General features: G+C 72.2%; 21 protein-coding genes and 1 riboswitch. Of the genes, 15 read left to right on the top strand and 6 right to left on the bottom strand.

Features of this window, described 5'->3' with window-relative positions; translation table 11 throughout:
* Nucleotide 1: 1 nt before the first annotated feature.
* The gene (locus PV410_RS34895) at nucleotides 2–403 is read right to left on the bottom strand and encodes a hypothetical protein (protein WP_499511425.1); all 402 of its coding nucleotides are present in this window, start codon (nucleotides 401–403) and stop codon (nucleotides 2–4) included.
* A gap of 169 nt (nucleotides 404–572) precedes the next feature.
* Between PV410_RS34895 and ctaE the strand changes: the two genes are divergently transcribed.
* The 6 genes from ctaE (at nucleotide 573) to PV410_RS34865 (ending at nucleotide 7,750) form a co-directional block, all read left to right on the top strand.
* The gene (gene ctaE / locus PV410_RS34890) at nucleotides 573–1,193 is read left to right on the top strand and encodes an aa3-type cytochrome oxidase subunit III (RefSeq protein ID WP_500329923.1); all 621 of its coding nucleotides are present in this window, start codon (nucleotides 573–575) and stop codon (nucleotides 1,191–1,193) included.
* Between the two features lie 81 nt (nucleotides 1,194–1,274).
* Nucleotides 1,275–2,084, top strand: coding sequence for a cytochrome bc1 complex diheme cytochrome c subunit (gene qcrC, locus PV410_RS34885; protein ID WP_500329921.1), 810 nt, complete (start codon nucleotides 1,275–1,277; stop codon nucleotides 2,082–2,084).
* An 8-nt stretch (nucleotides 2,085–2,092) separates the two neighbouring features.
* On the top strand, nucleotides 2,093–3,133 hold the full coding sequence (qcrA, locus tag PV410_RS34880) for a cytochrome bc1 complex Rieske iron-sulfur subunit (protein WP_500329920.1): 1,041 nt from the start codon (nucleotides 2,093–2,095) through the stop codon (nucleotides 3,131–3,133).
* Nucleotides 3,130–4,767, top strand: coding sequence for a cytochrome bc1 complex cytochrome b subunit (qcrB, locus tag PV410_RS34875; RefSeq protein ID WP_499511422.1), 1,638 nt, complete (start codon nucleotides 3,130–3,132; stop codon nucleotides 4,765–4,767). Before qcrA ends, qcrB begins: the two co-directional genes overlap by 4 nt.
* Before the next feature lie 128 nt (nucleotides 4,768–4,895).
* Nucleotides 4,896–5,960 (top strand): anthranilate phosphoribosyltransferase, encoded by a 1,065-nt coding sequence (gene trpD / locus PV410_RS34870; RefSeq protein ID WP_500329918.1) that lies wholly within the window; start codon nucleotides 4,896–4,898, stop codon nucleotides 5,958–5,960.
* Between the two features lie 127 nt (nucleotides 5,961–6,087).
* A riboswitch (SAM riboswitch) is annotated at nucleotides 6,088–6,204 on the top strand.
* A gap of 151 nt (nucleotides 6,205–6,355) precedes the next feature.
* Nucleotides 6,356–7,750, top strand: coding sequence for an aminotransferase class V-fold PLP-dependent enzyme (locus tag PV410_RS34865; protein ID WP_500329916.1), 1,395 nt, complete (start codon nucleotides 6,356–6,358; stop codon nucleotides 7,748–7,750).
* Between the two features lie 41 nt (nucleotides 7,751–7,791).
* Here the strand turns inward: PV410_RS34865 and PV410_RS34860 are convergent, their stop codons facing one another.
* Nucleotides 7,792–8,073, bottom strand: coding sequence for an Lrp/AsnC family transcriptional regulator (locus PV410_RS34860; RefSeq protein WP_018557042.1), 282 nt, complete (start codon nucleotides 8,071–8,073; stop codon nucleotides 7,792–7,794).
* Complete coding sequence (locus PV410_RS34855; protein WP_500329914.1) at nucleotides 8,070–8,849, bottom strand: rhomboid family intramembrane serine protease; 780 nt, start codon at nucleotides 8,847–8,849, stop codon at nucleotides 8,070–8,072. Before PV410_RS34855 ends, PV410_RS34860 begins: the two co-directional genes overlap by 4 nt.
* A gap of 114 nt (nucleotides 8,850–8,963) precedes the next feature.
* On the opposite strand from PV410_RS34855, the gene PV410_RS34850 reads away from it, so the two are divergent.
* The 6 genes from PV410_RS34850 to PV410_RS34825 all read left to right on the top strand — a co-directional run bounded on the left by PV410_RS34850 (nucleotide 8,964) and on the right by PV410_RS34825 (nucleotide 15,547).
* The gene (locus tag PV410_RS34850; protein WP_499511418.1) at nucleotides 8,964–9,215 is read left to right on the top strand and encodes a hypothetical protein; all 252 of its coding nucleotides are present in this window, start codon (nucleotides 8,964–8,966) and stop codon (nucleotides 9,213–9,215) included.
* A gap of 89 nt (nucleotides 9,216–9,304) precedes the next feature.
* Nucleotides 9,305–10,708, top strand: a complete 1,404-nt coding sequence (locus PV410_RS34845) for an NYN domain-containing protein (RefSeq protein WP_500329913.1) — start codon at nucleotides 9,305–9,307, stop codon at nucleotides 10,706–10,708.
* A gap of 315 nt (nucleotides 10,709–11,023) precedes the next feature.
* Nucleotides 11,024–12,049, top strand: a complete 1,026-nt coding sequence (locus PV410_RS34840) for a C40 family peptidase (protein ID WP_500329912.1) — start codon at nucleotides 11,024–11,026, stop codon at nucleotides 12,047–12,049.
* Between the two features lie 147 nt (nucleotides 12,050–12,196).
* Nucleotides 12,197–13,252 (top strand): C40 family peptidase, encoded by a 1,056-nt coding sequence (locus PV410_RS34835; RefSeq protein WP_500329911.1) that lies wholly within the window; start codon nucleotides 12,197–12,199, stop codon nucleotides 13,250–13,252.
* Between the two features lie 31 nt (nucleotides 13,253–13,283).
* Nucleotides 13,284–14,459: a hypothetical protein gene (locus PV410_RS34830; RefSeq protein WP_500329910.1), complete on the top strand. Its 1,176-nt coding sequence runs from the start codon at nucleotides 13,284–13,286 to the stop codon at nucleotides 14,457–14,459.
* On the top strand, nucleotides 14,456–15,547 hold the full coding sequence (locus PV410_RS34825) for a M48 family metallopeptidase (RefSeq protein WP_500329909.1): 1,092 nt from the start codon (nucleotides 14,456–14,458) through the stop codon (nucleotides 15,545–15,547). Before PV410_RS34830 ends, PV410_RS34825 begins: the two co-directional genes overlap by 4 nt.
* A 290-nt stretch (nucleotides 15,548–15,837) precedes the next feature.
* Here PV410_RS34825 and PV410_RS34820 read toward each other — a convergent pair whose 3' ends face one another.
* Nucleotides 15,838–16,362 carry a PadR family transcriptional regulator gene (locus tag PV410_RS34820; protein WP_500329907.1) on the bottom strand — a complete coding sequence of 175 codons (525 nt, stop codon included), beginning with the start codon at nucleotides 16,360–16,362 and terminating at the stop codon, nucleotides 15,838–15,840.
* Between the two features lie 106 nt (nucleotides 16,363–16,468).
* Between PV410_RS34820 and PV410_RS34815 the strand changes: the two genes are divergently transcribed.
* Nucleotides 16,469–17,869: an MATE family efflux transporter gene (locus PV410_RS34815; protein ID WP_500329905.1), complete on the top strand. Its 1,401-nt coding sequence runs from the start codon at nucleotides 16,469–16,471 to the stop codon at nucleotides 17,867–17,869.
* On the opposite strand, the gene PV410_RS34810 is transcribed toward PV410_RS34815, so the two are convergent.
* Nucleotides 17,751–19,001, bottom strand: coding sequence for a glycosyltransferase 87 family protein (locus PV410_RS34810; RefSeq protein ID WP_500329904.1), 1,251 nt, complete (start codon nucleotides 18,999–19,001; stop codon nucleotides 17,751–17,753). The two genes, PV410_RS34815 and PV410_RS34810, sit on opposite strands and share 119 nt — an antisense overlap.
* 133 nt (nucleotides 19,002–19,134) lie before the next feature.
* Between PV410_RS34810 and PV410_RS34805 the strand changes: the two genes are divergently transcribed.
* Together PV410_RS34805 and PV410_RS34800 are read left to right on the top strand one after the other, a co-directional pair.
* Entirely contained in the window at nucleotides 19,135–20,265 is a 1,131-nt protein-coding gene (locus PV410_RS34805) for a glycosyltransferase family 4 protein (protein ID WP_500329902.1), read from the top strand.
* 55 nt (nucleotides 20,266–20,320) lie between these two features.
* On the top strand, nucleotides 20,321–21,940 hold the full coding sequence (locus PV410_RS34800) for a GMC oxidoreductase (RefSeq protein ID WP_500329901.1): 1,620 nt from the start codon (nucleotides 20,321–20,323) through the stop codon (nucleotides 21,938–21,940).
* A gap of 76 nt (nucleotides 21,941–22,016) precedes the next feature.
* Here PV410_RS34800 and PV410_RS34795 read toward each other — a convergent pair whose 3' ends face one another.
* Nucleotides 22,017–23,813 carry an AMP-dependent synthetase/ligase gene (locus tag PV410_RS34795; RefSeq protein WP_500329899.1) on the bottom strand — a complete coding sequence of 599 codons (1,797 nt, stop codon included), beginning with the start codon at nucleotides 23,811–23,813 and terminating at the stop codon, nucleotides 22,017–22,019.
* Nucleotides 23,814–23,883 lie beyond the last annotated feature (70 nt).

The raw sequence follows: 23,883 nt of genomic DNA, 5'->3' as shown, positions 1-23,883 counted from the left end.
GCTACGCGTCGACGGCCAGCCGCTGCCTCAGCAGCCCCGCCAGGGCCTCGTTCAGCGCGACCGGGTCGACCGGGTGGCTCACCGCCGCGTCGGCCCGGCTCCAGCTGGCCAGCCAGGCGTCCTGGGGGCGCCCGATGAGCACCAGCACCGGCGGGCAGCGGAAGATCTCGTCCTTCACCTGGCGGCACACTCCCATGCCGCCGGCCGGGACGGCCTCGCCGTCGAACACGCACGCGTCGATGCCGCCGTTCTCCAGCGCGCTGAGGACCGCCGGGAGGGTCGCGCACTCCATGTACTCCACCGGCGGCAGGTCGCTCGCCAGGCGGCGGCCGACGGCCAGACGGACCTGTTCCCGGGTGTTCCTGTCGTCGCTGTAGACCAGCACCGTCGCGGTCGTCTGCATCCGTGCCTCCTCGCCCTCGTGGAGTCGCCTGCCTGTGGCCGAACCTTACTCCCGGGCAGGGTGCTTCGAGGAGGGTTAGCTCCTTCGGGCGACGCCTTTCCCTACCTCAAGGGCCTTGACACACCGAATGGCACCCCCCGGAGTGAGCGCGAGATAAGCGACCGACATAATGTCGGTCGTGGCGACAGCAACAGCAGTAGAAACCGGGCACGCGCACCCGTCGGTCAACCGGCCGAACCTCACCAGCGTCGGAACCATCATCTGGCTGAGTTCCGAGCTGATGTTCTTCGCGGCCCTCTTCGCGATGTACTTCACCCTTCGCTCGGTGACGGGTGCCGAGTACTGGAAGGCGCACGCCGACGTCCTGGACATCCCGTTCTCGGCGACGAACACCACGATCCTCGTGCTCTCCTCCTTCACCTGCCAGATGGGTGTCTTCGCCGCCGAGCGCGGCGATGTGAAGAAGCTGCGCGCGTGGTTCATCGTGACGTTCATCATGGGCGCGATCTTCGTCGGCGGTCAGATCTTCGAGTACACCAACCTGGTCAAGGAGGACGGCCTCTCGCTCTCCTCCGACCCGTACGGTTCGGTGTTCTACCTGACCACCGGATTCCACGGTCTGCACGTGACGGGTGGTCTCATCGCCTTCCTGCTGGTCCTCGGACGGACCTACGCGGCACGGCGGTTCACCCACGAGCAGGCCACCGCGGCCATCGTCGTGTCCTACTACTGGCACTTCGTCGATGTCGTCTGGATCGGCCTCTTCGCCACGATCTACCTGATCAAGTAGTCGGGGCCCCGCGCGAGTTGCGCACACGGTCAACGACATCCAGAACCATCGACGCAAGAGATCCTGACACCGGGGTAATCCGTGAAAAAGCTCTCCGCACGACGGCGCCACCCGCTGGCGGCGCTCGTCGTCCTACTTGTCGCGCTCACGGCCATCGGGGGGCTGTACGCCGCGCTCGCGCCGGCGCCCAAGGCGCAGGCCGACGACAGCTCTCAGTCCCTCGCCATCGAAGAGGGCAAGAAGCTGTTCGCCGTCGGCTGCTCCAGCTGCCACGGTACGTCGGGGCAGGGCGGCAGTGACGGCCCCAGCCTCGTCGGCGTCGGCTCCGCGGCCGTGGACTTCCAGGTCGGCACCGGTCGCATGCCGGCCCAGCAGCCCGGCGCCCAGGTGCCGCGCAAGAAGGTCATCTACGACCAGAAGCAGATCGACCAGCTCGCGGCGTACATCGCCTCGCTGGGCCCCGGTCCGGTCACGCCCACCGAGGAGCAGTACGACCCGGCCGGCGCCAACGCCGCGCGCGGCGGGGAGCTCTTCCGCACCAACTGCGCCCAGTGCCACAACTACCAGGGCAAGGGCGGAGCGCTGACGCACGGCAAGTACGCGCCCACGCTGGAAGGCGTGAGCGACAAGCACCTGTACGAGGCCATGCTGACCGGCCCGCAGAACATGCCGTCCTTCCCCGACACGACGATGCCGGAGGAGAACAAGCGGGAGATCATCGCTTACCTCGACGCCGTCAACGGCGAGGGCGCGCCGAGCCCCGGCGGCATGTCGCTGGGCAGCCTCGGCCCGGTCACCGAGGGTCTCTTCGGCTGGATCTTCGGCCTCGGGGCCCTGATCGCCTGCGCCATTTGGCTCGCGGCCCACACCACCAAGGCGAAGAAGTCATGAGTCAGGACATGTCACAAGAGAACCTGCCGGACAGGCCGGCACACCAGGGCGGCGGCCAGCTCGCGACCGCGGAGAACCCGTTCGCGGACCCGGGCTTCCCGGCCCACCTGCCGCGCCGCCAGGACATCGACGAGAAGGCCGCGAGGTCCTCCGAGCGCACGGTGGCCTTCCTGTTCACCGTGTCGATGCTCGCCACGCTGGCCTTCATCGCCAGCTTCGTGGTCATCCCGATCGACAAGATCGTCTACATCTGGCCGCTGGGTCACATCAGCGCGCTGAACTTCGCGCTGGGCATGACCCTCGGCGTCTCGCTCTTCGCCATCGGCGCCGGCGCGGTCCACTGGGCCCGCACGCTGATGTCGGACGTCGAGGTCGCCGACGACCGCCACCCGATCGAGGCGAGCCCCGAGGTCAGCGCCAAGGTCAAGGCCGACTTCGCCACCGGGGCCGGGGAGAGCCAGATCGGCCGCCGCAAGCTGATCCGCAACACCATGCTCGGCGCGCTGACCCTGGTGCCGCTCTCCGGTGTGTTCCTGCTGCGCGACCTCGGCCCGCTGCCGGAGGACAAGCTCCGCCACACGCTGTGGTCCAAGGGCAGGCTGCTGATCAACCAGAACACCAACAAGCCGCTGCGTCCCGAGGACGTCGCCGTCGGCTCGCTCACCTTCGCCGTGCCCGAGGGCCTGGAGGAGGAGCAGCACGACTACCAGGAGCAGCTCGCCAAGGCGGCCCTGATGATCGTCCGCATCCAGCCGGACGACATCAAGGACAAGAAGTCCCGCGAGTGGGCGCACCAGGGCATCCTGGCGTTCTCCAAGATCTGCACCCACGTCGGCTGCCCGATCAGCCTCTACGAGCAGCAGACGCACCACGTGCTCTGCCCGTGCCACCAGTCGACGTTCGACCTTTCCGACGGTGCCCGGGTGATCTTCGGTCCCGCCGGTCACGCCCTGCCGCAGCTGCACATCAGCGTGAACGGTGAGGGTTACCTCGAGGCACTGGGCGACTTCGAAGAGCCCGTGGGCCCTGCGTTTTGGGAGCGTGGATGAGCACCAACACGAGCGCGAGCGCGAAGCAGCGCGGAAAGGCGCCCGCCGGCGAACGTGTCGCCGACTGGGCCGACGGCCGGCTGGGCATCTACAGCCTGGGCAAGGCCAACCTGCGGAAGATCTTCCCGGACCACTGGTCCTTCATGCTGGGCGAGATCGCCCTCTACAGCTTCATCATCATCATCCTGACCGGTGTCTACCTGACGCTGTTCTTCCACCCGGCGATGAACGAGGTCGTCTACGACGGCTCCTACGCGCCGCTGCAGGGCATCACGATGTCCGATGCGTACGCGTCGACCCTGCACATCAGCTTCGACGTGCGCGGCGGTCTGCTCGTCCGCCAGATCCACCACTGGGCGGCCATCGTCTTCGTGGCCGCGATGCTCGTGCACATGATGCGCATCTTCTTCACCGGTGCGTTCCGCAAGCCGCGCGAGGTCAACTGGGTCTTCGGCTTCCTGCTGCTGTTCCTCGGCATGTTCGACGGCTTCATGGGCTACTCGCTGCCGGACGACCTGCTGTCGGGCACCGGTATCCGCTTCATGGAAGGCGCCGTGCTGTCCGTGCCGATCGTCGGCACGTACCTCTCGTTCTTCCTCTTCGGCGGTGAGTTCCCCGGCACCGACATCGTGCCGCGGTTCTACACGATCCACGTGCTGCTGATCCCCGGCATCATGGCGGGCCTGCTGGTGGCCCACCTGATCCTGATCGTCTACCACAAGCACACGCAGTGGGCCGGCCCCGGCAAGTCGGAGAAGAACGTCGTGGGCATGCCGTTCTTCCCGGTCTACACGGCCAAGGCGGGCGGCTTCTTCTTCATCGTCTTCGGTGTCATCGCGGCCATGTCCGCGCTGGTCTCCGTGAACCCGGTGTGGGCGTACGGCCCCTACCGTCCGGACCAGGTGTCGACCGACGCCCAGCCCGACTGGTACATGGGCTTCTCCGAGGGCCTGATCCGCATCATGCCGGGCTGGGAGATCAACTTCGCGGGCCACACGCTCGTCCTGGGCGTGTTCATCCCGCTGGTGATCTTCCCGCTGGTCCTGGGCTTCATGGGCGTCTACCCGTTCCTGGAATCCTGGGTCACCGGTGACAAGCGCGAGCACCACCTGCTCGACCGGCCGCGCAACCGGCCCGTCCGCACGGGCATCGGCGCCGCCTGGATCAGCCTCTACCTGATCCTGCTCGTCGGCGGTGGCAACGACCTCTTCGCCACCCGCTTCCATCTGTCGATCAACGCGATCACCTGGGTGGTCCGGATCTCGTTCTTCGTGCTGCCGGTGCTGGTCTTCGTCGTCACCAAGCGGATCTGCCTGGGTCTGCAGCGACGCGACCGCGACAAGGTGCTGCACGGTCGCGAGACCGGCATCATCAAGCGGCTCCCGCACGGTGAGTTCATCGAGATCCACGAGCCGCTGGAGCAGGGCTCGCTGTTCAAGCTCACCCAGCACGAGCAGCCCAAGCCGCTCGAGGTCGGCCCCGAGGTCGACGAGAACGGCGTGGAGAAGAAGGTCGGCCCCACGGCGAAGCTGCGCGCGAAGCTGTCCCGCGGCTACTACGGCGAGGGGACGCAGATCGACAAGCCCACGGTCGAGGAGTACGAGGAGATCACGAGCGGCCACGGTCACCACTGATCACTGAAGCTGTGCCACCGGGCAGGGTCCCGTCCATCCGATGGACGGGGCCCTTTCCCGTTCCCCGGCGCCGATAGGCTGGAGCCGAAGGATTCCCGTCGCACGTCAGACCCCATGGAGTGTGGACCATGAGCGTTGTGAACCCCGCCGGAGGCGCATCAATGGCGGGCGGCTCCTGGCCCGACGTCCTGGGTGCACTGCTGAACGGCAAGGACCTGACCGCCGCGGAGGCGGCGTGGGCGATGGACCGGATCATGAGCGGTGAGGCCTCGGACGCCCAGGTCGCCGGCTTCATGGTGGCGCTGCGGGCCAAGGGGGAGACCGTCGAGGAGGTCACCGGCCTCGTCGAGTCGATGTACGCGCACGCGGAGCCGCTGCACATCCCCGGCCCCGCCGTGGACATCGTCGGCACCGGCGGCGACCGGGCCAGGACGGTGAACATCTCGACGATGTCCGCCATCGTCATCGCCGGCACGGGGGCCAAGGTCGTCAAGCACGGCAACCGCGCCGCCAGCAGCGCCAGCGGCGCCTCCGACGTCCTGGAGAAGCTCGGCATCAACCTCGACCTGCCCGCCGACCGGGTGGCGAAGGTCGCCGAGGACACCGGGATCACCTTCTGCTTCGCGGCGAAGTTCCACCCCGCGATGCGGTTCGCCGCCCCGGCCCGCCGCGACCTGGGCATCCCCACCTCGTTCAACATCCTCGGCCCGCTGACCAACCCGGCACGCGTGGGCGCCTCCGCCGTGGGGTGCTTCGACACCCGGATGGCCGGGCTGATCGCCGGCGTGCTGGCCCGCCGCGGCTCCTCCGCGCTGGTGTTCCGGGGCGACGACGGGCTGGACGAGCTCACCGTCACGTCCACCTCCCAGGTGTGGGTGGTGCGGGACGGGAAGGTCGAGCAGGAGTCCTTCGACCCGCGCGACGTCGGCATCGAACTGGTGCCGATCGAGGCGCTGCGGGGCGCGGACGCGGCGTACAACGCCGACGTCGCCCGGCGACTGCTGGCCGGCGAGACGGGCCCGGTGCGTGACGCGGTGCTGCTCAACTCGGCGGCCGCGCTGGTGGCGCTGGAGGGCGCGGGCGGCTCGCTGACCGACCGGATCGCGGCCGGGATCGCCCGGGCGGCCGAGTCGGTCGACTCGGGTGCGGCCGCGCGGACGCTGGAGCGGTGGGCGGCGGCCACGCAGGCGTAGTCGCGGGAACGACCGCGGAGGGCCGGGGCCGTTGCCCCGGCCCTCCGTGCTGTCCGCCCGCGGGCGGACCGTCCGGGATGCGGACCGCGGCTTGCGGCGCCCCGCGCGTGTGGCATGATGCTGCGCAGGTCACGAGTGACAGCGACACGGCCCCGGCCCGCTGTCCGGCAACCCTCCTTCCGTGGCGGGGTGCCCCGGGTGATGACCAGGCCGCAGGCAGCGAGGTCTGCGGCAAGCGCGGTCAGAGGAGTTCCTCCATGAGCAAGCGAATGCGCTAGGGCCTTTCGGGCCCCCAGCCGTCCTCCCCCCTCCCCGGGCCTTCGCCCGTCGTGCCGAGGGCTGTTCCGTCATCACTGACGTCCCGTCACTCCCGCATGCTCCCAGGAGAGTTCGCCATGTCGCTGCGCCCTGCCCTGCCCTCGTCCGTCCACGCCGCGCTGCCCGTGCTCGGGCGCGACGTCCTCGTGCCGCTCGTGACCGGGGGCGAGGTCGGCTACGCCGCCCTCGACTACGCGGCCAGCGCGCCCGCCCTGCAGCGGGTCTGGGACGACGTGGCGGCCTACGCGCCGTACTACGGCAGTGTCCACCGGGGGGCCGGCTACCTCTCGCAGCTGTCGACGGACCTGTTCGAGCAGAGCCGCGCCACGGTCGCGGAGTTCCTCGGCTGCCGCCCCGACGACCAGGTGGTCTTCACCCGTTCGACCACCGACTCGCTGAACCTGCTGGCCGCCGCCGTACCGGCCGGCACGAGCGTCTTCGTCTTCGAGACCGAGCACCACGCGTCCCTGCTGCCGTGGCGGAACGCCGACGTGACCTACCTGGGCGCCCCCCGCACCCCGGGGGAGGCCGTGGCGACACTGGAGCGGGCACTGGCCGCCCGGGAGTCGTACGGACCGGCGCTGGTCTGCGTGACCGGGGCGTCCAACGTGACCGGCGAGCTGTGGCCGGTGCGGGAGCTGGCCGCGGCGGCCCACGCGCACGGGGCCCGGATCGTGCTGGACGCGGCGCAGCTGGCCCCGCACCACCCGGTGGACATCGCCGAACTCGACGTGGACTGGGTGGCCTTCTCCGGGCACAAGCTGTACGCGCCGTTCGGCTCCGGTGTGCTCGCCGGCCGCGCCGACTGGCTGTGCGCGGCCGAGCCCTACCTGGCCGGGGGCGGCGCCTCGCGGCGGGTGGCCCGGCGAGCGGACGGCGGCGTGGACGTCGACTGGCACACCACGGCCGCCCGGCACGAGGCCGGCTCGCCCAACGTCATCGGCGCCTACGCGATCGCCTCGGCCTGCCGCGTGCTGACGGAGGCCGGGTTCGACCGGCTGGTCGAGCGCGAGCAGGCGCTGGTGGCGCGGGTGCGGGCCGGACTGGCCGAGGTGCCCGAGGTGAAGGTGCTGTCGCTGTTCGGCGACGACGCCCCCCGGGTCGGCGTCATCTCCTTCGTCGTCGAGGGCTGGAACAGCTCCCACTTCGCGGCGGCGCTCTCCGCCGAGTACGGCATCGGCGTCCGCGACGGCCTCTTCTGCGCGCACCCCCTGGTGCGCACCCTGCTCGGCGGCGTTGACCAGGAGCCGGGTGAGTGCGGGGCCCCCGACGCCGCCCCCGGCGAGCCCGCCCGGCCTTCGGCCGGGGGTGCCCCCACGCTCAACGCCATCCGCGTCTCGTTCGGCGCGGGCACCCCGGACGAGCACGTGGAGCGCTTCGTCGCCGCGGTGCGGGAGCTCGTGGCGGACGGTGCCAAGTGGCGCTACCGCACCGAGGACGGCCGCTGCGTCCCGGACCGGGACCAGGCCTGAGCGTCCCGGTCCGCCCCGCAGCGCCGCGCCGGGCGGACCGGTTACGCGTCCAGGCCGATGGCGAAGGCCGTCTCGAGGTCGTGCTGGGAGTAGGTGCGGAAGGCCACGTGCGTGTCCGTGGCCTCGACACCGGGGATCTTGCTGATCCGGCCGGGGATGACGTCCGCGAGCTCGTCGTGCCGGGCCACCCGCACCATGGCGACCAGGTCGTACGTGCCCGTGACGGAGTAGACCTCGCTGACGCTGTCGAGCGCGGCGATGGACTCCGCGATCTCGGGGATACGGTCGACGCTGGTCTTGATGAGCACGATCGCGGTGATCACGGCTGTAGGTCTCCTTGGGTCGCCCTGGCTGCGGGCTCAAGCTTAGGCGTTGCGCGATAGCACACCCACGCGCACAGGAAGCCGAAGACGAAGCCGGTGATGTGGGCGAGGTAGGCCACCCCGGGACCGGTCTGCTGGATCTCGCCGGCGAGCCACTGCAGCACGAACCAGAAGATCAGCACCATCCAGGCCGGGAAGCGCAGCGGCAGGAAGAAGAGGAAGGGGAAGACACTGGTGACCCGGGCCTTGGGGTAGAGGTAGAGGTACGCGCCGAGCACCCCCGAGATCGCGCCGGACGCCCCGACCAGGGTCTGGGTCGAGGAGGCGTGCCCGAGCGCATAGCCGTACGTCGCCAGGTAGCCCGAGACGACGTAGAAGAGCAGGAACCGGAAGCGGCCCATGCGGTTCTCGACGTTGTCGCCGAAGACCCAGAGGAACAGCATGTTGCCGAGCAGGTGGACCCAACTGCCGTGGACGAACAGTGCGGTGAGCACCGACACGAACGGCGAGGTGGCGAAGGACCCCAGCGGCGGGCAGTCCGCCGGCATCGGCACCTGCGCCAGGGGGATCCGGCCGTGCCAGAGCTCGGCGGGGATGACACCCCAGCGGGCGAAGTACGTCGCCTGGGCGCACACCTGATCGTGGCCCATGCCGTACATGTAGTTGAGCCCGGAGGACGGGCTGATGAGGAAGAGCGACGCGCACAGCCCGATCAGGGCGTACGTCACCACGGGTGTGCGGTGGACGGGGTTCTTGTCGTACACCGGGATGACCATGGACCGATCATGGCGGAACGGGCGTAACGGTCGCGGGGCGCCTCGCCGCAGCGCGGGGGACCACCGAGGCCGTAGGGTGACCGGAACGCATCCGCGCGACCGAGGAGACGACCGATGCCGGTGCCCCTGCCGACCGCCACGACCCGCTGGCGTTGCTCCCTGTGCGGCAACCTGACCCGGTTCGACGTCACCCGTTCCAGCAAGGTCGTCGAGTACGTCCACCTGGACCTGGCGGGCGAGCCCACGGTCGAGGAGCGCGAGGTGCTCAGCGAGTCCGTGGAGTCGGTGCGCTGCCGCTGGTGCAACGCCGTGGACCAGGTCGAGCTGGTCGACCGCCCCGGCGCGGCGGCGGCGACGCAGGCCTGAGCGCCGCCGGGGACAATAGAAGAATGCGGCGCGGCCAGAGAGGTTGAAGGAGGCCGGGGAGGCGCCCACGGACTGGACGGGAGTGACGGGTGGACGGGACCGGCGGTAACCCGGGCCGCGGCGACGAAGCGGCCGCGCCCGAGGCTACGGCTGCGCCGGAGGAGTCCGTCCACGGCGAGTCGCTGGACCGGCCGCTACCCGAGGGCGTACGGCACCGCGTGGTCGCCCTGGCGGCGGAGGCCTTCGGCGGGCTGACCCCGGGCGAGCTTCCCGCGGTGCTGCGCCCGTACGCCCGGTTCACCCCGAGCCGTCGCGCCAAGTTCGCCGCCACCGCGCTCGCCACGGCCCTGGAGGGCGACCCGTCCTTCCGGCAGCGGGTGGGCGCACGGCTACGCGAGTCCGAGCCGGACCTGTGCGAGGCGCTGGACGCCGGCACCCCGCCCCCCGCGGTCGACCCGCTGGACGTGGCGGCCGCCGCGTACCTGCTGCGTCCCGCGGGCTGGGCCAAGCTGGTGGCCGCCGCGGGCGAGGAGGCGCAGCGGGTCAGCGCCGAACGGGCCGGCGAGGAAACGCAGCGTGAGCTGCGGCAGCTGAAGGCGGAACTGGACGAGGCCCGCGCCCAGGCGCGTACCGAGGGCGTGCGGGTCCGCACCGAGCTGGAGGCGGCCCGCAAGGAGGCCGAGTCGCTGCAGCGCAAGCTGCGCAGTGCGGCGAGCGATGTGAAGCGGGCCGAGGCGGCGCTGCGCAAGGTCGAGGCCGAACTGGACGAGACCCGCGCGGCCGCGGCCGCGGAGAAGGCCTCGGCCGACGGCGAGGCCCGCCGGCTGCGGGCCCGGCTCGCCGAGGCCGAGCAGGCCGTGGAGGCGTCCCGCCGGGCGGCCCGGGAGGGCCGCAGCACCGAGGACATGCGGCTGCGCCTGCTGCTGGATACCGTGCTCGACGCCGCCTCGGGACTGCGCCGGGAGCTCGCGCTGCCGCCGCGCGACACCCTGGGCGCCCGGCCCGCGGACACCGTCGACGCGGTCATGCCGGGGGCGATCAGCCCCAAGGACATCGCGCGGCGCGCCCTGTCCGAGGACGACCCGGCGCTGCTGGACCAGCTGCTGGCGCTGCCGCAGTCCCATCTGGTGGTCGACGGCTACAACGTGACCAAGACCGGTTATCCGGCGCTGCCGTTGGAGAAGCAGCGGCTGCGGCTGCTGGGCGGCCTGGCCGTGCTGGCGGCGCAGAGCGGTTCCGAGGTCACCTGCGTCTTCGACGGCGCCGACCTGGACGCCCCGGTGCTGCTGGCACCGCCGCGCGGGGTGCGGGTGCTGTTCAGCAAGGCCGGTGAGACGGCGGACGAGTTGATCCGGCGTCTGGTTCGGGCGGAACCTCCCGGTCGTCCGATTGTGGTGGTTTCTTCCGATCGCGAAGTTGCTGACGGTGTGGCCCGTGTAGGCGCCCGCCCGGTCGCATCCACCTTGCTGCTGAAGCGACTTGCCCGGGTGTGACCTGGAGCACACCGTGGGGCGCGTGAGGCGCTTTTCGGGGACGCAGTGTCAACTCGTCATCACTGCACGTGCGATGTATGTAAAGAAAACGCTGCCGAGCGACTTTTTTTCTTCAGGGATTTGATCCGATCACAAGATGGTCACTAGGGTCGTGCCTCGAACCTCTGCCCAGTCGATCATCCAGCCCGGATGGCGGCGGAGGTCCCGCCGATCTGAAGTGCCGCGCGTACGACGGGGGACGCCGACACTTGGAGCCGGGGAACGCAGTTCCCGATGCATGCGGCAGGCGGCTGGAGGAAGAAGGAGCTCGCCCGAGTGGCGTCCCACCGTCGTCCCAAGCAGGCCAGTCGCACACGTGTCACCGTGCTCACCGCGACCGCCGCCGCAGCCGTCGCCCTGTCCGCGCAGGCAGCCCAGGCGGCGCCGGCCAAGCCGTCCGTCAAGAGCGTCAAGGCCAAGGTCGACGGTCTCTACGAGCAGGCCGAGCAGGCGACCGAGAAGTTCAACGGCGCCAAGGAGAAGCAGCAGAAGCTGCAGAAGCAGGTCGAGGACCTGCAGGACGAGGTGGCCCGCGAGCAGTCGGAGCTCAACGACCTCCAGGACGACCTCGGCACCCTCGCCAGCGCCCAGTACCGCAGCGGCGGCATCGACCCGACGCTGCAGCTCTTCCTCTCCGCCGACCCGGACACCTACCTCGACAAGGCGTCCACCCTCGACCAGCTGAGCACCAAGCAGGCCGAGGCGCTCCAGCAGATCGCCGAGAAGAAGCGCACCCTCAACCAGCAGAAGGCGGAGGCCGCGAGCAAGCTCAACGAGCTCGACGAGACCCGCACGGAACTGGGCAAGAAGAAGAAGGAAGTCCAGGCGAAGCTGGCCGAGGCGCAGAAGCTCCTCAACTCGCTGACCGCCGCCCAGCGTGCTTCCCTCACCGCCGCGGAGAACCGGGCCAACCGCTCCAACGAGCGCGTCGACCTGGGCAACGTTCCGCCGGCCTCCTCGCTCGCCGCCGCCGCCCTCTCGGCCGCGCAGAGCAAGATCGGTTCGCCGTACGTCTACGGCGCGACCGGCCCGAGCTCCTTCGACTGCTCCGGCCTCACCTCCTGGGCCTACGCCCAGGCCGGCGCCTCGATACCGCGCACCTCCCAGTCCCAGGCCAACGCGGGCACGCGCCTGTCGATGGGCCAGCTCGCGCCCGGCGACCTCGTCATCTTCTACGGCGACCAGCACCACGTGGCCCTGTACGCGGGCAACGGCATGGTCCTGCACGCGCCGCGCACCGGTACGGTCGTGCGCTACGAGTCCATCAACAACATGCCGTTCCAGTTCGGCGTCCGGATCTGACCGGAAGCGCCGACGCCCGTTGAACCTATCGGGTGATCTCGTACGGTGACGGTCCGGCGGTGACCTGCGCAAGCGGAGTCCCGCCCGGCCGCCCGGCGGTACCCGGTCTTTGAACTCCCCGTGTCCGGCTGACTACTGTCAGCCGACGTGCCATCTCATCGACGCATCCCGCAGCCCGGCCGGGCCCCGCGTACCTCCAGGGCCACGGTCCTGACGGCGGCGGCCACCGCCGCCGCCGCGATGGCGGGCGCGGCCGGCACCGCGCAGACGGCCGCCGCCGACCCGGCGGACACCCCCGTCGATGTCGCTGCCCGCATCGACCACCTCTACACCCAGGCCGAACGGGCCACCGAGCAGTTCAACGCCGCCCGTGAGAACACCCAGCGGCTCCGGCGCGAGGTGGAGGTGCTCCAGGACCGGGCCGCGCGCGGCCAGGAGCGGGTCAACCGGCTCCGCGACGACCTCGGCACGCTCGCCGGGGCCCAGTACCGCGGCGGGGGAGTGGACCCCACCCTCGCCCTGCTGCTCTCTGCCGACCCCGCGACCTACCTCGACCGGGCCGCCACCCTCGACCGGATCAGCAGCCGTGGCGACGCGCGGCTGGGCGAACTCCGCTCCGCCCAGCGGTTCCTGGACCAGGAACGCTCCCGGGCCACCGAACGCCTCGACGAACTCGAGCGGGCCCGCACCAGCCTCACGGCCCGCAAGAAGGCCGTGCAGCGCAAGCTGATGGCGGCCGCCCGCCTGGTCAACTCCCTCTCCCCGGAGGACCGGGCCCGGCTCGCCCGCCGCCTGGAGGCCCGTGCCTCCCGTTCCGGCCGGATGGTCGACATCCCCGACCTCGGCCCCCTGTCCGTACGCGCCGCGACGGCCGTCGCCGCCGCGCGCTCCGCCGTCGGCTCCCCCTACGTCTGGGGTGCCACCGGCCCCGGCTCCTTCGACTGCTCCGGCCTGATGGTCTGGGCGTACCGCCAGGCCGGCGTGGGCCTGCCCCGCACCTCCCAGGCCCAGCTGCACGCCGGGCGTCACGTGCCGCTCGGCCAGGCCCGCCCCGGCGACCTGGTCATCTACCGCGGCGACGCCAGTCACGTCGCCATGTACGTCGGTGACGGCCAGGTCATCCACGCCCCGTACCCCGGCGCCCGGGTCCGCTACGACCCCGTCGCCATGCTGCCGATCTCGGCGGTGACCCGGCCCACGTGACCGCCCCTGCCCAGACCGTACGATCGGCGGCGTGGCCCTCTTCCGCTCGCCGACCCGCGCCGTGGCCGCCGCGCTGTGCTGCGCGGCGGTGCTGCTCGCGGGCTGCGGACCCGCGGGCGACGGGACGGCGGAGCACGGGGGGCCCGGGGAACCGGTCGTAAGGCAGCTGCTGGAACGGCGGGCCGACGCGGTCCTGGGGCACGACGAGAAGGCGTACCTGGCCGATGTGACGCCCGCCCGGCACGCCGCCGAGCGCCAGGTCTTCCGCAACCTGGAGGAGCTCCCGCTCGTCTCCTGGTCGTACCGGCTGGTCTCCACCGAGGGCGCGGACCCGGTGACCGCCCGCGTCCAGCTGCGCTACCGCCTGGGGGGCTACGACAGCACCCCGGTCACCACCGACGAGTCCCTGCTGCTGCGCGCGGACGGCACCGGACGCTGGCGGGTGGCCGGCGACGGCGACCCGGGCGGCCTGCTGTGGGAACAGGGCCCGCTGCACGTCGTCCGCGGCAGCCACAGCCTCGTCCTCGGCACCGGCGACCGAACCGAACTGGCCGGGTACGCCACCGACGCGGACCGGGCCGTCCCGCAGGTGCGGCGGGCCTGGGGCGGACAGGGCTGGACCGGGCGGGTGGTGCTGGAAGTGCCGTCCTCGCTGCGGCGGATGGGGCAGCTCCTGGACGCCCCGGCGCAGACGTACGCGGGCGTCGCGGCCGTCACCACCGGGGAGGTCGGCGGCAGCGGGACCGCGCCCGCCGGACGCGTCATAGTCAACCCCGAGGCCTTCGCGGGGCTGTCGGCCTTCGGCCGCCAGGTCGTGCTCACCCACGAGACCACCCACGTCGCCACGCGCGCCGCGACGACCTCCCGCACCCCGCTGTGGCTCTCCGAGGGCTTCGCCGACTGGGTCGCCTACCGGGACTCCGGCCGTACGGCGGCGAGCCTGGCACCCGAGCTGCGCCGGGACGTCACGGCCTCGGGGCCGCCCGGTCACCTCCCCGCGGACGCCGACTTCGCGCCCGGTGCGCTCGCGCAGGCCCAGGCGTACGAGGGCGCCTGGCTGGCCTGCCGGCTCATCGCCGACACCTGGGGCGCCGACCGGCTGGTCGCGCTGTACCGTTCCGGTGCGGATCTGCGCGGCACGCTCGGCATCGACGGGGACGCCTTCACCGAGCGCTGGCGGGCCTACGTCAAGGGGGAGTTGGGATGAGCGCCACGGACGGGGACTTCACGCCGGAGGAGACCGCGCGCGGCAGGGCGCTGCGCCGCGCGCAACTGCCCTTCCTGCTCGGCGGCCGCCTCGCCGGGCTCGCGCTGCTGCTCGTGCTGGGGCTGACCCCCGCGGGCGCCGCCCTCACCGGGCTGTTCGGCGACGCCTGGGCCTCCCGCGTAGCGGCCGGCGGCCTGCTGCTGGTGCTGCTCCAGCAGGCGGTCACCCTGCCGTTCTCCGCCCGGGTCCGCGTCGTCCGGCGCCGCTACGGGCTCGTCACCCAGGGCTGGGGCGGCTGGGCCGTCGACGTCCTGCGCGGGCTGCTCGTCTCCGTACCGCTCGTGCTGGCCGCGCTGTACGGCTACTACGGCCTCGGCTGGGCCTGGGCCGCCCTGGGTGCCGTCTGCGCGGCCGTCGTGCTGTCCTGGCTCGCCCCGGTCGTGCTGGAACCGCTCTTCAACCGCTTCCGGCCGATGGAGGACGGGCCCCTGCGCGACGCGCTGCTGGCCCTGGCCGAGCGCGACGGGATCCCCGTGCGGGCGGTGCTCGTCGCCGACGCGTCCCGGCGGACGACCGCGCTCAACGCGTACGTCTCCGGCTTCGGCCGCACCCGGCGGATCGTCGCCTACGACACGCTGCTCGGCACGGCCCCGGCGGAGGAGGTCGAACTCGTCGTCGCCCACGAACTGGGCCACGTCAAGCACCGCGACGTACCGCGCGGCACGCTGCTCGGCGCCGTCGGCGCGGGGGCGGGGGTCTGCGTGCTCTCCGCGGTCATGGCCGCCTCCTCCTACGGCACCGGTGACCCCCGCGGGCTGTTCCTGCTGGCCGCGGTGGCCGCGGTGCTGTCGGCGTGCGCCGGGCCGTTCGGCTGCGCCCTGAGCCGGCGGATCGAACGGCGGGCGGACGTGCACGCGCTGGAACTGACCCGGGACGCCGAGCGGTTCATCGCCATGCAGCGACGCCTCACCGTCACCAACGTCTCCGACCCCGACCCCCCGCGCCTGCTGCACGTCCTCTTCGGCACGCACCCCACCCCCGTCCAGCGCATCGCCGCCGCCCGCGCGTTCGCCTCCGCCACGGGGTAGCGCCCGGCGCGGCGCAGGCGCTCCGCGCCGAACGCGTCACCCTCGCGCGCCCGGCGCGGTCTGCCCGGGAGGTGGGGTCCGGGCGAGGACTTCCGTGAGCCGTTCGCGTCCGCGTGGGCCGTGGCGCGGGGCACGTCCTGGCGGCGGGGGCCGTCCGCCTTCTCGGCGCGCGCCGGTGGCAGGGAAGGACGCCGCCGCAGCTCGTCGTACGGGCCGCGGGCACCGTGCGCCTCCCCGGCGGGGCGCGCCTCGATGCCGGGGCCTCGTGCGCGTCCGCGGGCGGCCCGGGCTCAGGCGGTGAGGTCCGCGAGGGCCTCCGTGAGCCATTCGCGCTCCGCGTGGCCCGTGGCGCGGGCTACGCGGAGCATGCCCTGGCGGAAGGGGTCGTCCGCCTCCTCGGCGCGCACCGGCCTGCCGCGGTCGTAGAAGAAGCTGGAGGGGGTCTCCAGGAACTCCAGCCGGCGCCGCAGCACGGCCGCCTGGGCCGTCGCGTCGGGCAGGTGCCTCAGGAAGGCGAGCACGGCGAAGAAGCGGGTGGAGTCGGTGATCTCGATCGGCTTGGGGTCGCGGAGCCGGGCGAGCAGCCGCGCGCGCCCGGTGTCGGTGAGCGAGAGCACGCGGCGCGGTGCGGCGCCGACGCCCGGCTCGGTGTGCTCGCTGACCAGTCCTGCGGCGGTGAGGCGGTTGATGGCCGGGTAGAGCGCGCCGTCGCTGACCGGGCGGACGTGGCCGTTGAGTGCGGCGATGCGCTCCTTGAGCTCGTAGCCGTGCAGGGATTCCTTGAACAGGAAGCCCAGGATCGTCAGCTCCAGCACCGTTCGCCACCTTTCTCGATCATGCGTTCGCACTTGCCCGTGTGGTGCCATGATGATACCTCTAAACGTGGTATCTCGAATCGAGGTACCGGAGGGGAGGGGACCCATGACGCACCGCGCCCGGCTGGTCGCACTGGCCGGCCCGGTCTACCTGGAACTGCTCGCGGGTGTCGTCGCCGGGATCATCGACGTGCTGTGGGTGGCGCGGCTCGGCGGCGGGGGAGCGGCCGTCGCGGCCGTGGCGGTGGCCACGAACACCGAGAACGTGCTGCTCGGGGTGGTGCTGATGGCCGCGCAGGGGACGACGGTGCTGGTCTCGCGGGCCGCCGGGGCGCGGGACCCGGCGGCGGTCAGGGCGGCGGTGCGCGGCGGGTGGGCGCTGTGCGCGCTGCTGACCCCGGCCGTGGCCGTCGGAGGCTTCCTGTGCCGGGAGCCGCTGGCGGCGCTGCTGCTCGGTGCCCACGGCGACCCGGTGGCGGTCCGCCTCGCGGCCGGGTACTTCGCGGTCTCGCTCCCCGGCACCGCGGTGTTCTACGCACAGAACACCCTGGACGGGGTCTTCAAGGGGGGCGGCGACACCCGCACCCCGATGCGGCTCGCCCTGCTGGCGGGCGGGCTGATCCTGCTCCTCGACCCGTTCCTGATCCACGCCCTCGGGGTGCGGGGCGCGGCCGTCGCCACCGTCGCGGGCCGAACCGTGGCCCTCGCCGCGGGGCTGGCGCTGCTGCGCCGCAACCCCCTGGTGCGGCAGGCCGCGCAGGTGCCGCCCGCAGAACCGGTGGCGGCCGCGCTGCGCCGTACCGCCGTGACCGGGGCGCCGATGGCGGCGGACTTCCTGGTCCGGATGGCCGGCACGCTGACCCTGGTGGCGATCGTGGCCCGGCTGGGCGTCGCCCAGGTCGCGGCGTACGGGATCGCGACCAAGGCGATGTACGTGGCGACGATGGGCTTCTACGCCGTGCGCCAGGCGGCCTCGATCCACACCGCGTACCACCTGGGCGCCGGCCGCGACGAGCGGTACGCCATCGGGCGCCGGGCCCTGCTGCTCGGCGGTGGGCTCGGACTCCTCGCGGCGGTCGTCCTGCTGCCCGCCGCGCCGTGGGTCATGGCCGCCTTCGGCGCGGAGCCCGGCGTGGCGGCGGCCGGGACGGTCTTCCTGCGCACCCTCGGCCCGTACCTGGTGCTGCTGGGGTGCTTCATCGCGCTGGGCGGTGTCTTCCAGGGCGGCGGCGGGGCCACCCTGCTGGTCCGGGTGACGCTGGTGGGCACGGCGGTGCAGCTGCCGCTGGCCTACGCGCTGGCGGGCCCGGCCGGGCTGGGGCTCGTGGGCGTCGGCGTGGCGCTGGCCGTCGCGGCGGGCTTGCAGTGCCTGGCCGTGACGGTGGTCTTCACCAGGTCAGCAGCTTCTCGGCGTCCTGGCCGTGCTCGGGCTCAGGCGCGGCCTGCGCCCTGCGCGCCCTCTCCGGCAGGCCCGTCGAAGCCACCCACAGCCGGCGGCAGGCGATGACGGAGGCGGCGACCAGCAGGCCGTTGCGGAGCAGCAGCAGGGCGATGCCGAGGTCGGTGCTGCCGACGACGTCGGCGAAGCGCACCGGGAACTCGTACAGGGTGAGCACCGTCGCCGCCAGCACCAGCACCGCGGGCAGCGCCATCACGCTGGCCCGCAGCGTGAGGCAGACGGCCGCCAGGCCGATCAGCCAGATCATGTACTGGGGGCTGATCACGCGGCTGGTCGTGGTGAACAGCAGCACCGCGGTGAACGCGGCGTCGAAGGGCGTGCTCGGGCCGTACGTCCGGGTCCGCAGCCGCCACAGCAGCAGCCACGCGAAGGCCACCGCGGTCAGCCCGAGGGCGAGGTCGCTGACCAGGCCCACGTAGGGCCCGAGGAACTCCACCGAGCCGTAGTTGAGCAGGACCTGCCCCTGCCAGCCGTGGTGCCGGGCGATGTGGAAGACCAGGGAACCCAGGGACTCCACCTCGGTGCCCCGCTCGCCCTGGAAGCGCAGGAAGGCGAAGGCCCCCGGCATCCACAGCCAGAAGCCCAGGGCGAGGACGCCCGCCCCGGCCACGGCCGCCGTCCAGATCCGGCGGTCGCGAACCCCGGTGAGCAGCAGCACCGGCCAGACCTTGAGCATCGCGCCGAACGCGATCAGCGCGCCCGCGACCCTGGGGCGGCGCACCGTCGCCAGCAGCGCGGCCATGGCGACGGCGGTGACCATCACGTCGTAGCGCGCGTACGCGGTCGGCCCCAGCAGCGGCACGCCCAGCACCCACACGTAGGCGCCGGCCACCCGCCGTCCCTCGCCGCGCGAACCGCGCAGCAGCAGCGCGAAGGCGACGAGGTCGGCGGCGCAGGCGAGCCAGAAGAACGCGGTCGCGTAGTCGAGGAACGGCAGCATCGCGGGGGCGAGCACCGCGAGCGCGGCGGCGGGCGGGTACTGCCAGGTGACGTCGTGGTGGGGGAAGGTGCCGGTCCGCAGGACCTCGTACCAGCCGTGGTAGATCACCGAGACGTCGGTGGTCACGTCCAGCGGGGACAGGGTGAGCACCTTGAAGACGTAGAGCAGCAGCACGACCCGGGTGGCCGCCCAGGCGAGGACCGGCCCGACCGGGAGCCGCTTGCCGCTGTCGCCTGCCATGTCCACCTCGTCGAATCGGTTCTGCTGTGATGATGCACGATGCCGGTCTCACCCGTGGACAGGCTGTGGAGCTTAGACGCGCGAGGGGCCGCGGTCGGTTGCCGCGGACCGCACCGGATACCCTCGGCGACGTATGGACAAGACCTTGATCGTCACCAACGACTTCCCGCCACGCCCCGGTGGCATCCAGGCGTTCGTGCACAGCATGGCGCTGCGCCTCGATCCCGGCCGGGTGGTGGTGTACGCGTCGACCTGGCGGGACGGCTCCGAGGTCGCCGCGTTCGACGCCGAGCAGCCCTTCCCGGTCGTACGTGATCGTACGACGATGTTGCTGCCGACCCCGAGGGTGACCCGGCGCGCCGCCGCGCTCCTGCGCGAGCACGGCTGCACCTCGGTGTGGTTCGGGGCCGCGGCCCCGCTCGGGCTGATGGCGCCCGCGCTGCGGAAGGCCGGGGCCCGCCGGCTGGTGGCGACGACCCACGGGCACGAGGCGGGGTGGGCGCAGTTGCCCGCGAGCCGCGGGCTGCTGCGGCGGATCGGCGAGGGCACCGACACGATCACCTACCTGGGCGAGTACACCCGGTCCCGGATCGCCCGGGCACTGACGCCGCAGGCCGCCGGGCGCATGGTGCAACTGCCGCCGGGCGTGGACGAGAAGACCTTCCACCCGGCCTCCGGCGGCGAGGCGGTGCGCGCCCGGCTGGGGCTCACCGACCGGCCGGTGGTCGTCTGCGTCTCCCGCCTGGTGCCGCGCAAGGGCCAGGACACCCTCATCGAGGCGATGCCGACGATCCTGGCCGCCCAGCCCGACGCCGTCCTGCTCGTCGTGGGCGGCGGCCCGTACGCGGACGACCTGAAGCGGCTCGCCGAGCGGACCGGGGTGGCGGAGTCGGTGCGGTTCACCGGGGCCGTGCCGTGGCAGGAGCTGCCCGCGCACTTCGGCGCCGGTGACGTCTTCGCCATGCCGTGCCGCACGCGCCGGGGCGGGCTGGACGTCGAGGGGCTCGGCATCGTCTACCTGGAGGCCTCGGCCACCGGCCTGCCGGTCGTCGCGGGCGACTCCGGCGGGGCGCCGGACGCGGTGCTGGACGGCGAGACCGGCTGGGTGGTGCGCGGCGGGGAGCCCGCGGAGGCAGCCGAGCGGATCCTGGTGCTGCTGGGCGACGCGGAACTGCGGCGCCGGATGGGCGAGCGCGGACGCAAGTGGGTCGAGGACGCCTGGCGGTGGGATCTGCTCGCCGAGCGGCTCAAGGCCCTCTTGTAAAAGACCATGAGCGCACGGTATGGGCGGAATCCGCCGTTCCGCCCATGATGCGCCCATGACAGCAAACCTGACGCGTCGTCAGATTCTGGGCATCGCCGCCCTGCAGACGGCATCCGTGATGGGTCTCACCCGCATCGGGCTCTCCCCGGCCGCCGCGGCGGACCGGGAGCCCGCCGGCTACGCGCCGGCCGTCGTCGTCGGCTCCGGCTACGGAGGCGCGGTCGCGGCGTTACGCCTGGCCGAGGCGGGCGTGAGCACCCTCGTACTGGAGATGGGGCGGGCGTGGGACACGCCGGCCCCCGACGGCAAGGTCTTCTGCAACACCGCCTCGCCGGACCGGCGCTCCATGTGGTTCCGCACCCGCACCGCGGCGCCCCTGGCCACCTTCCTCTGGCTCGACGTGGTCAACAAGGACATCACCCCGTACCCCGGCGTCCTGGACCGCGTCGACCACCCCGGCATGTCCGTCTACGTCGGCCGCGGCGTCGGCGGCGGCTCCCTCGTCAACGGCGGCATGGCCGTCACACCGGACCGCGCCTACTTCCGGGAGGTCCTCCCGCAGGTCGACGCGGACGCCATGTACGGCACGTGGTTCCCGCTGGCCAACCGCATGCTCGGCGTCAACACCGTCGCGCCCGACTGGTTCGAGGGCACCGAGTGGTACCAGTTCACCCGCGTCTCCCGCGCCCAGGCCGCCCGGGCCGGGCTCGCCACCACCTTCGTGCCCAACGTCTACGACTTCGACTACATGCAGCGCGAGGCCGCGGGCACCGCCACCAAGTCGGCCCTGGCCCAGGAGGTCATCTACGGCAACAACTTCGGCAAGCGCAGCCTCGACCGGACCTACCTCGCCGCCGCGCTCGGCACCGGCAACGTCACCATCGAGACGCTCAGCCACGTGAAGGCGGTCCGCCGCGACCCCGACGGCACCTACGTGCTCACGGTGGCGCAGACCGACCTCACCGGCGCCGTCGTCGCCACCCGCGAGGTCGGCTGCCGCGCCCTGTTCCTCGCCGCGGGCAGCCTCGGCACCACCGAACTGCTGCTGCGCGCCCGGGAGACGGGCGCCCTGCCCGACCTCAGCGCCGCCGTCGGCAAGGGCTGGGCGGGCAACGGCAACATCATGCTCGGCCGCGCCAACCACCTGTGGAACCCCACCGGCGCCCACCAGTCGACCATCCCCGTGATGGGCATCAACGACTGGAACAACGCCGCCAACCCGGTGTTCGCCGAGATCGCCCCGCTCCCCATCGGCCTGGAGACGTGGATCAGCCTCTACCTCGCGATCACCAAGAACCCCGAGCGGGGCACCTTCGTCTACGACCCGGCCACCGACGCGGCCGTGCTGAACTGGACCCGCTCCCAGAACCAGCCCTCGGTCGCCGCCGCGAAGACCCTCTTCGACCGCGTCAACCGGGCCAACGCCACCATCTACCGCTACGACCTGTTCGGCGGCAACCGGGTCTTCGCCGACGACTTCTGCTACCACCCGCTCGGCGGCTGCGTCCTCGGCAGCGCCACCGACGCCTACGGCCGCGCGGACGGCTACGACGGCCTGTACGTCGTCGACGGCTCGCTCGTCCCCGGCTCCATCGGGGTCAACCCGTTCGTCACCATCACCGCCCTGGCCGAGCGCACCATGGCCAGGGTCCTGGCCCGGGACGGCATCACCTAGGAACGCCGGTGGCCGCCGTACGCCCGAGGGGTACGGCGGCCACCGTCGACGTGGGTGAGGGCCCGTCAGCGCGGGCTCACCTGCCGTAGATCGCGGCGATCTCGTCCGCGAAGTCCCGCAGCACCACGTTGCGCTTCAGCTTCAGCGAGGGCGTCACGTGACCGGACTCCTCGGTGAACTGCGTCGCCAGGACACGGAACTTCTTGACCGCCTCCGCCTTGGACACCGCGGCGTTGCCGTCGTCGATCGCCGACTGCACCTCGGCCAGCAGCTCCGCGTCCTCACGCAGCTCCGCGACGCTGCGGCCGGACTTGCCGTGCTGCTGGGCCCAGCGGGGCAGGAACTCCTCGTCCAGGGTGACCAGCGCGCCGATGAAGGGCTTGCCGTCGCCGACCACCATGCACTCGGCGACCAGCGCGTGGGCCCGGATGCGGTCCTCGATCACGGCCGGGGCGACGTTCTTGCCGCCCGCGGTGACGATGATCTCCTTCTTGCGGCCGGTGATGGTGATGTAGCCGTCCTCGTCCAGCGTCCCGACGTCGCCGGTGTGGAACCAGCCGTCGGTGACGGCCTCGGTGGTGGCCGCCTCGTTGTTCCAGTAGCCCGCGAACAGGTGCTCGCCGTGGAGCATGACCTCGCCGTCGTCGGCGATGCGGACCGTGGAGCCCGGCAGCGGCTGGCCGACGGTGCCGATCTTGGTGCGGTCCCAGGGGTTGAAGGCGGTGGCCGCACAGGACTCGGTCAGGCCGTAGCCCTCCAGCACCGTGAAGCCGATGCCGCGGTAGAAGTGGCCCAGCCGCTCGCCCAGCGGGGCCCCGCCGGAGATCGAGTACTCGGCGCGGCCGCCGAGCACGGCGCGCAGCTTGCTGTAGACCAGCCGGTCGAAGACCTTGTGCTTGAACTTCAGGCCGAGCGAGGGACCGCCGGCCGAGTCCAGCGCGCGGCTGTACTCGATCGCCACGTCGGTGGCCTTGTCGAAGACCTTCCCCTTGCCGCCGGCCTGCGCCTGGGCGCGCGCGGAGTTGTAGACCTTCTCGAAGACCCGCGGCACGCCCAGCAGCAGCGTCGGGCGGAAGGCGGCCAGTTCGCCGGTGAGGTTCTTGGTGTCGCTGACGTGCCCGAGCTTGATCGGCGCCATGATCGCGGCCACCTCGACCAGCCGTCCGAAGACGTGCGCGAGCGGCAGGAAGAGCAGGATCGAGGAGTCCCCGGTGCGGAAGAGCGGCTTCAGGCGCTCCACGACGTTGCCGCACTCGGCGAAGAAGGCGCGGTGCGTGAGCACGCAGCCCTTGGGGCGCCCGGTCGTGCCCGAGGTGTACACGATGGTGGCGGGGGAGTCGGCCTTGGCCCAGGCGCTGCGCTCGTCCACGGTCGCCTCGGCGACGTCCGTGCCGGCCGCGCCGAGGGTCTCCACCGCGCCCGCCTCGATCCGCCACACGTGCTTCAGCTGCGGCAGGCGGTCGCGCACCGACTCCACGGACTTCTCGTGGGCCTCGGTCTCCACCACGGCCGCGACGGCGCCGGAGTCGCCGAGGATCCACTCGATCTGCTCGGCGGAGGAGGTCTCGTAGACCGGGACGGTGACCGCGCCCGCGCTCCAGATGGCGAAGTCGAACAGCGTCCACTCGTAGCGGGTGCGGGAGATCAGGGCCACCCGGTCGCCGGGCTGCACGCCCGAGGCGATCAGGCCCTTGGCGGCGGCGCGCACGTCGGCGAGGAAGGTGGTCGAGGTGACGTCGGCCCAGTCACCGGTCACGGTCTTCCGGGCGATGACGGCAACGTCCGGGTGCTGAGCGGCGTTGCGGCGGATGAGATCCGTCAGATTGCCGTCCGCGGGGACCTCGTAGAGAGCCGGAAGGCTGAACTCGCGCAAAACTGCTGCTCCTCATCGGCGCCGGCGGCGGTGCTGGCTGCGTCCACTGCATGGTTGAGCGTGGAACGGA

It is taken from the genome of Streptomyces sp. PA03-5A, assembly GCF_033792725.1.
Taxonomy (GTDB): domain Bacteria; phylum Actinomycetota; class Actinomycetes; order Streptomycetales; family Streptomycetaceae; genus Actinacidiphila.
The sequence above is the reverse complement of the archived record's forward strand: the minus strand, read 5'-3'. Positions and strand labels throughout refer to the sequence as shown.

What these genes read in the sequence shown, in the direction of transcription:
- PV410_RS34805 (WP_500329902.1), top strand. Translation starts at nt 19,135, where the DNA reads ATGGACAAGACCTTGATCGTCACCAACGACTTCCCGCCACGCCCCGGT.
- qcrA (WP_500329920.1), top strand. Translation starts at nt 2,093, where the DNA reads ATGTCACAAGAGAACCTGCCGGACAGGCCGGCACACCAGGGCGGCGGC.
- PV410_RS34895 (WP_499511425.1), bottom strand. Translation starts at nt 403, where the DNA reads ATGCAGACGACCGCGACGGTGCTGGTCTACAGCGACGACAGGAACACC.
- ctaE (WP_500329923.1), top strand. Translation starts at nt 573, where the DNA reads ATGTCGGTCGTGGCGACAGCAACAGCAGTAGAAACCGGGCACGCGCAC.
- PV410_RS34855 (WP_500329914.1), bottom strand. Translation starts at nt 8,849, where the DNA reads ATGGTCATCCCGGTGTACGACAAGAACCCCGTCCACCGCACACCCGTG.
- PV410_RS34865 (WP_500329916.1), top strand. Translation starts at nt 6,356, where the DNA reads ATGTCGCTGCGCCCTGCCCTGCCCTCGTCCGTCCACGCCGCGCTGCCC.
- PV410_RS34825 (WP_500329909.1), top strand. Translation starts at nt 14,456, where the DNA reads ATGAGCGCCACGGACGGGGACTTCACGCCGGAGGAGACCGCGCGCGGC.
- trpD (WP_500329918.1), top strand. Translation starts at nt 4,896, where the DNA reads ATGAGCGTTGTGAACCCCGCCGGAGGCGCATCAATGGCGGGCGGCTCC.
- PV410_RS34815 (WP_500329905.1), top strand. Translation starts at nt 16,469, where the DNA reads ATGACGCACCGCGCCCGGCTGGTCGCACTGGCCGGCCCGGTCTACCTG.
- PV410_RS34850 (WP_499511418.1), top strand. Translation starts at nt 8,964, where the DNA reads ATGCCGGTGCCCCTGCCGACCGCCACGACCCGCTGGCGTTGCTCCCTG.
- PV410_RS34800 (WP_500329901.1), top strand. Translation starts at nt 20,321, where the DNA reads ATGACAGCAAACCTGACGCGTCGTCAGATTCTGGGCATCGCCGCCCTG.
- qcrB (WP_499511422.1), top strand. Translation starts at nt 3,130, where the DNA reads ATGAGCACCAACACGAGCGCGAGCGCGAAGCAGCGCGGAAAGGCGCCC.
- PV410_RS34810 (WP_500329904.1), bottom strand. Translation starts at nt 19,001, where the DNA reads ATGGCAGGCGACAGCGGCAAGCGGCTCCCGGTCGGGCCGGTCCTCGCC.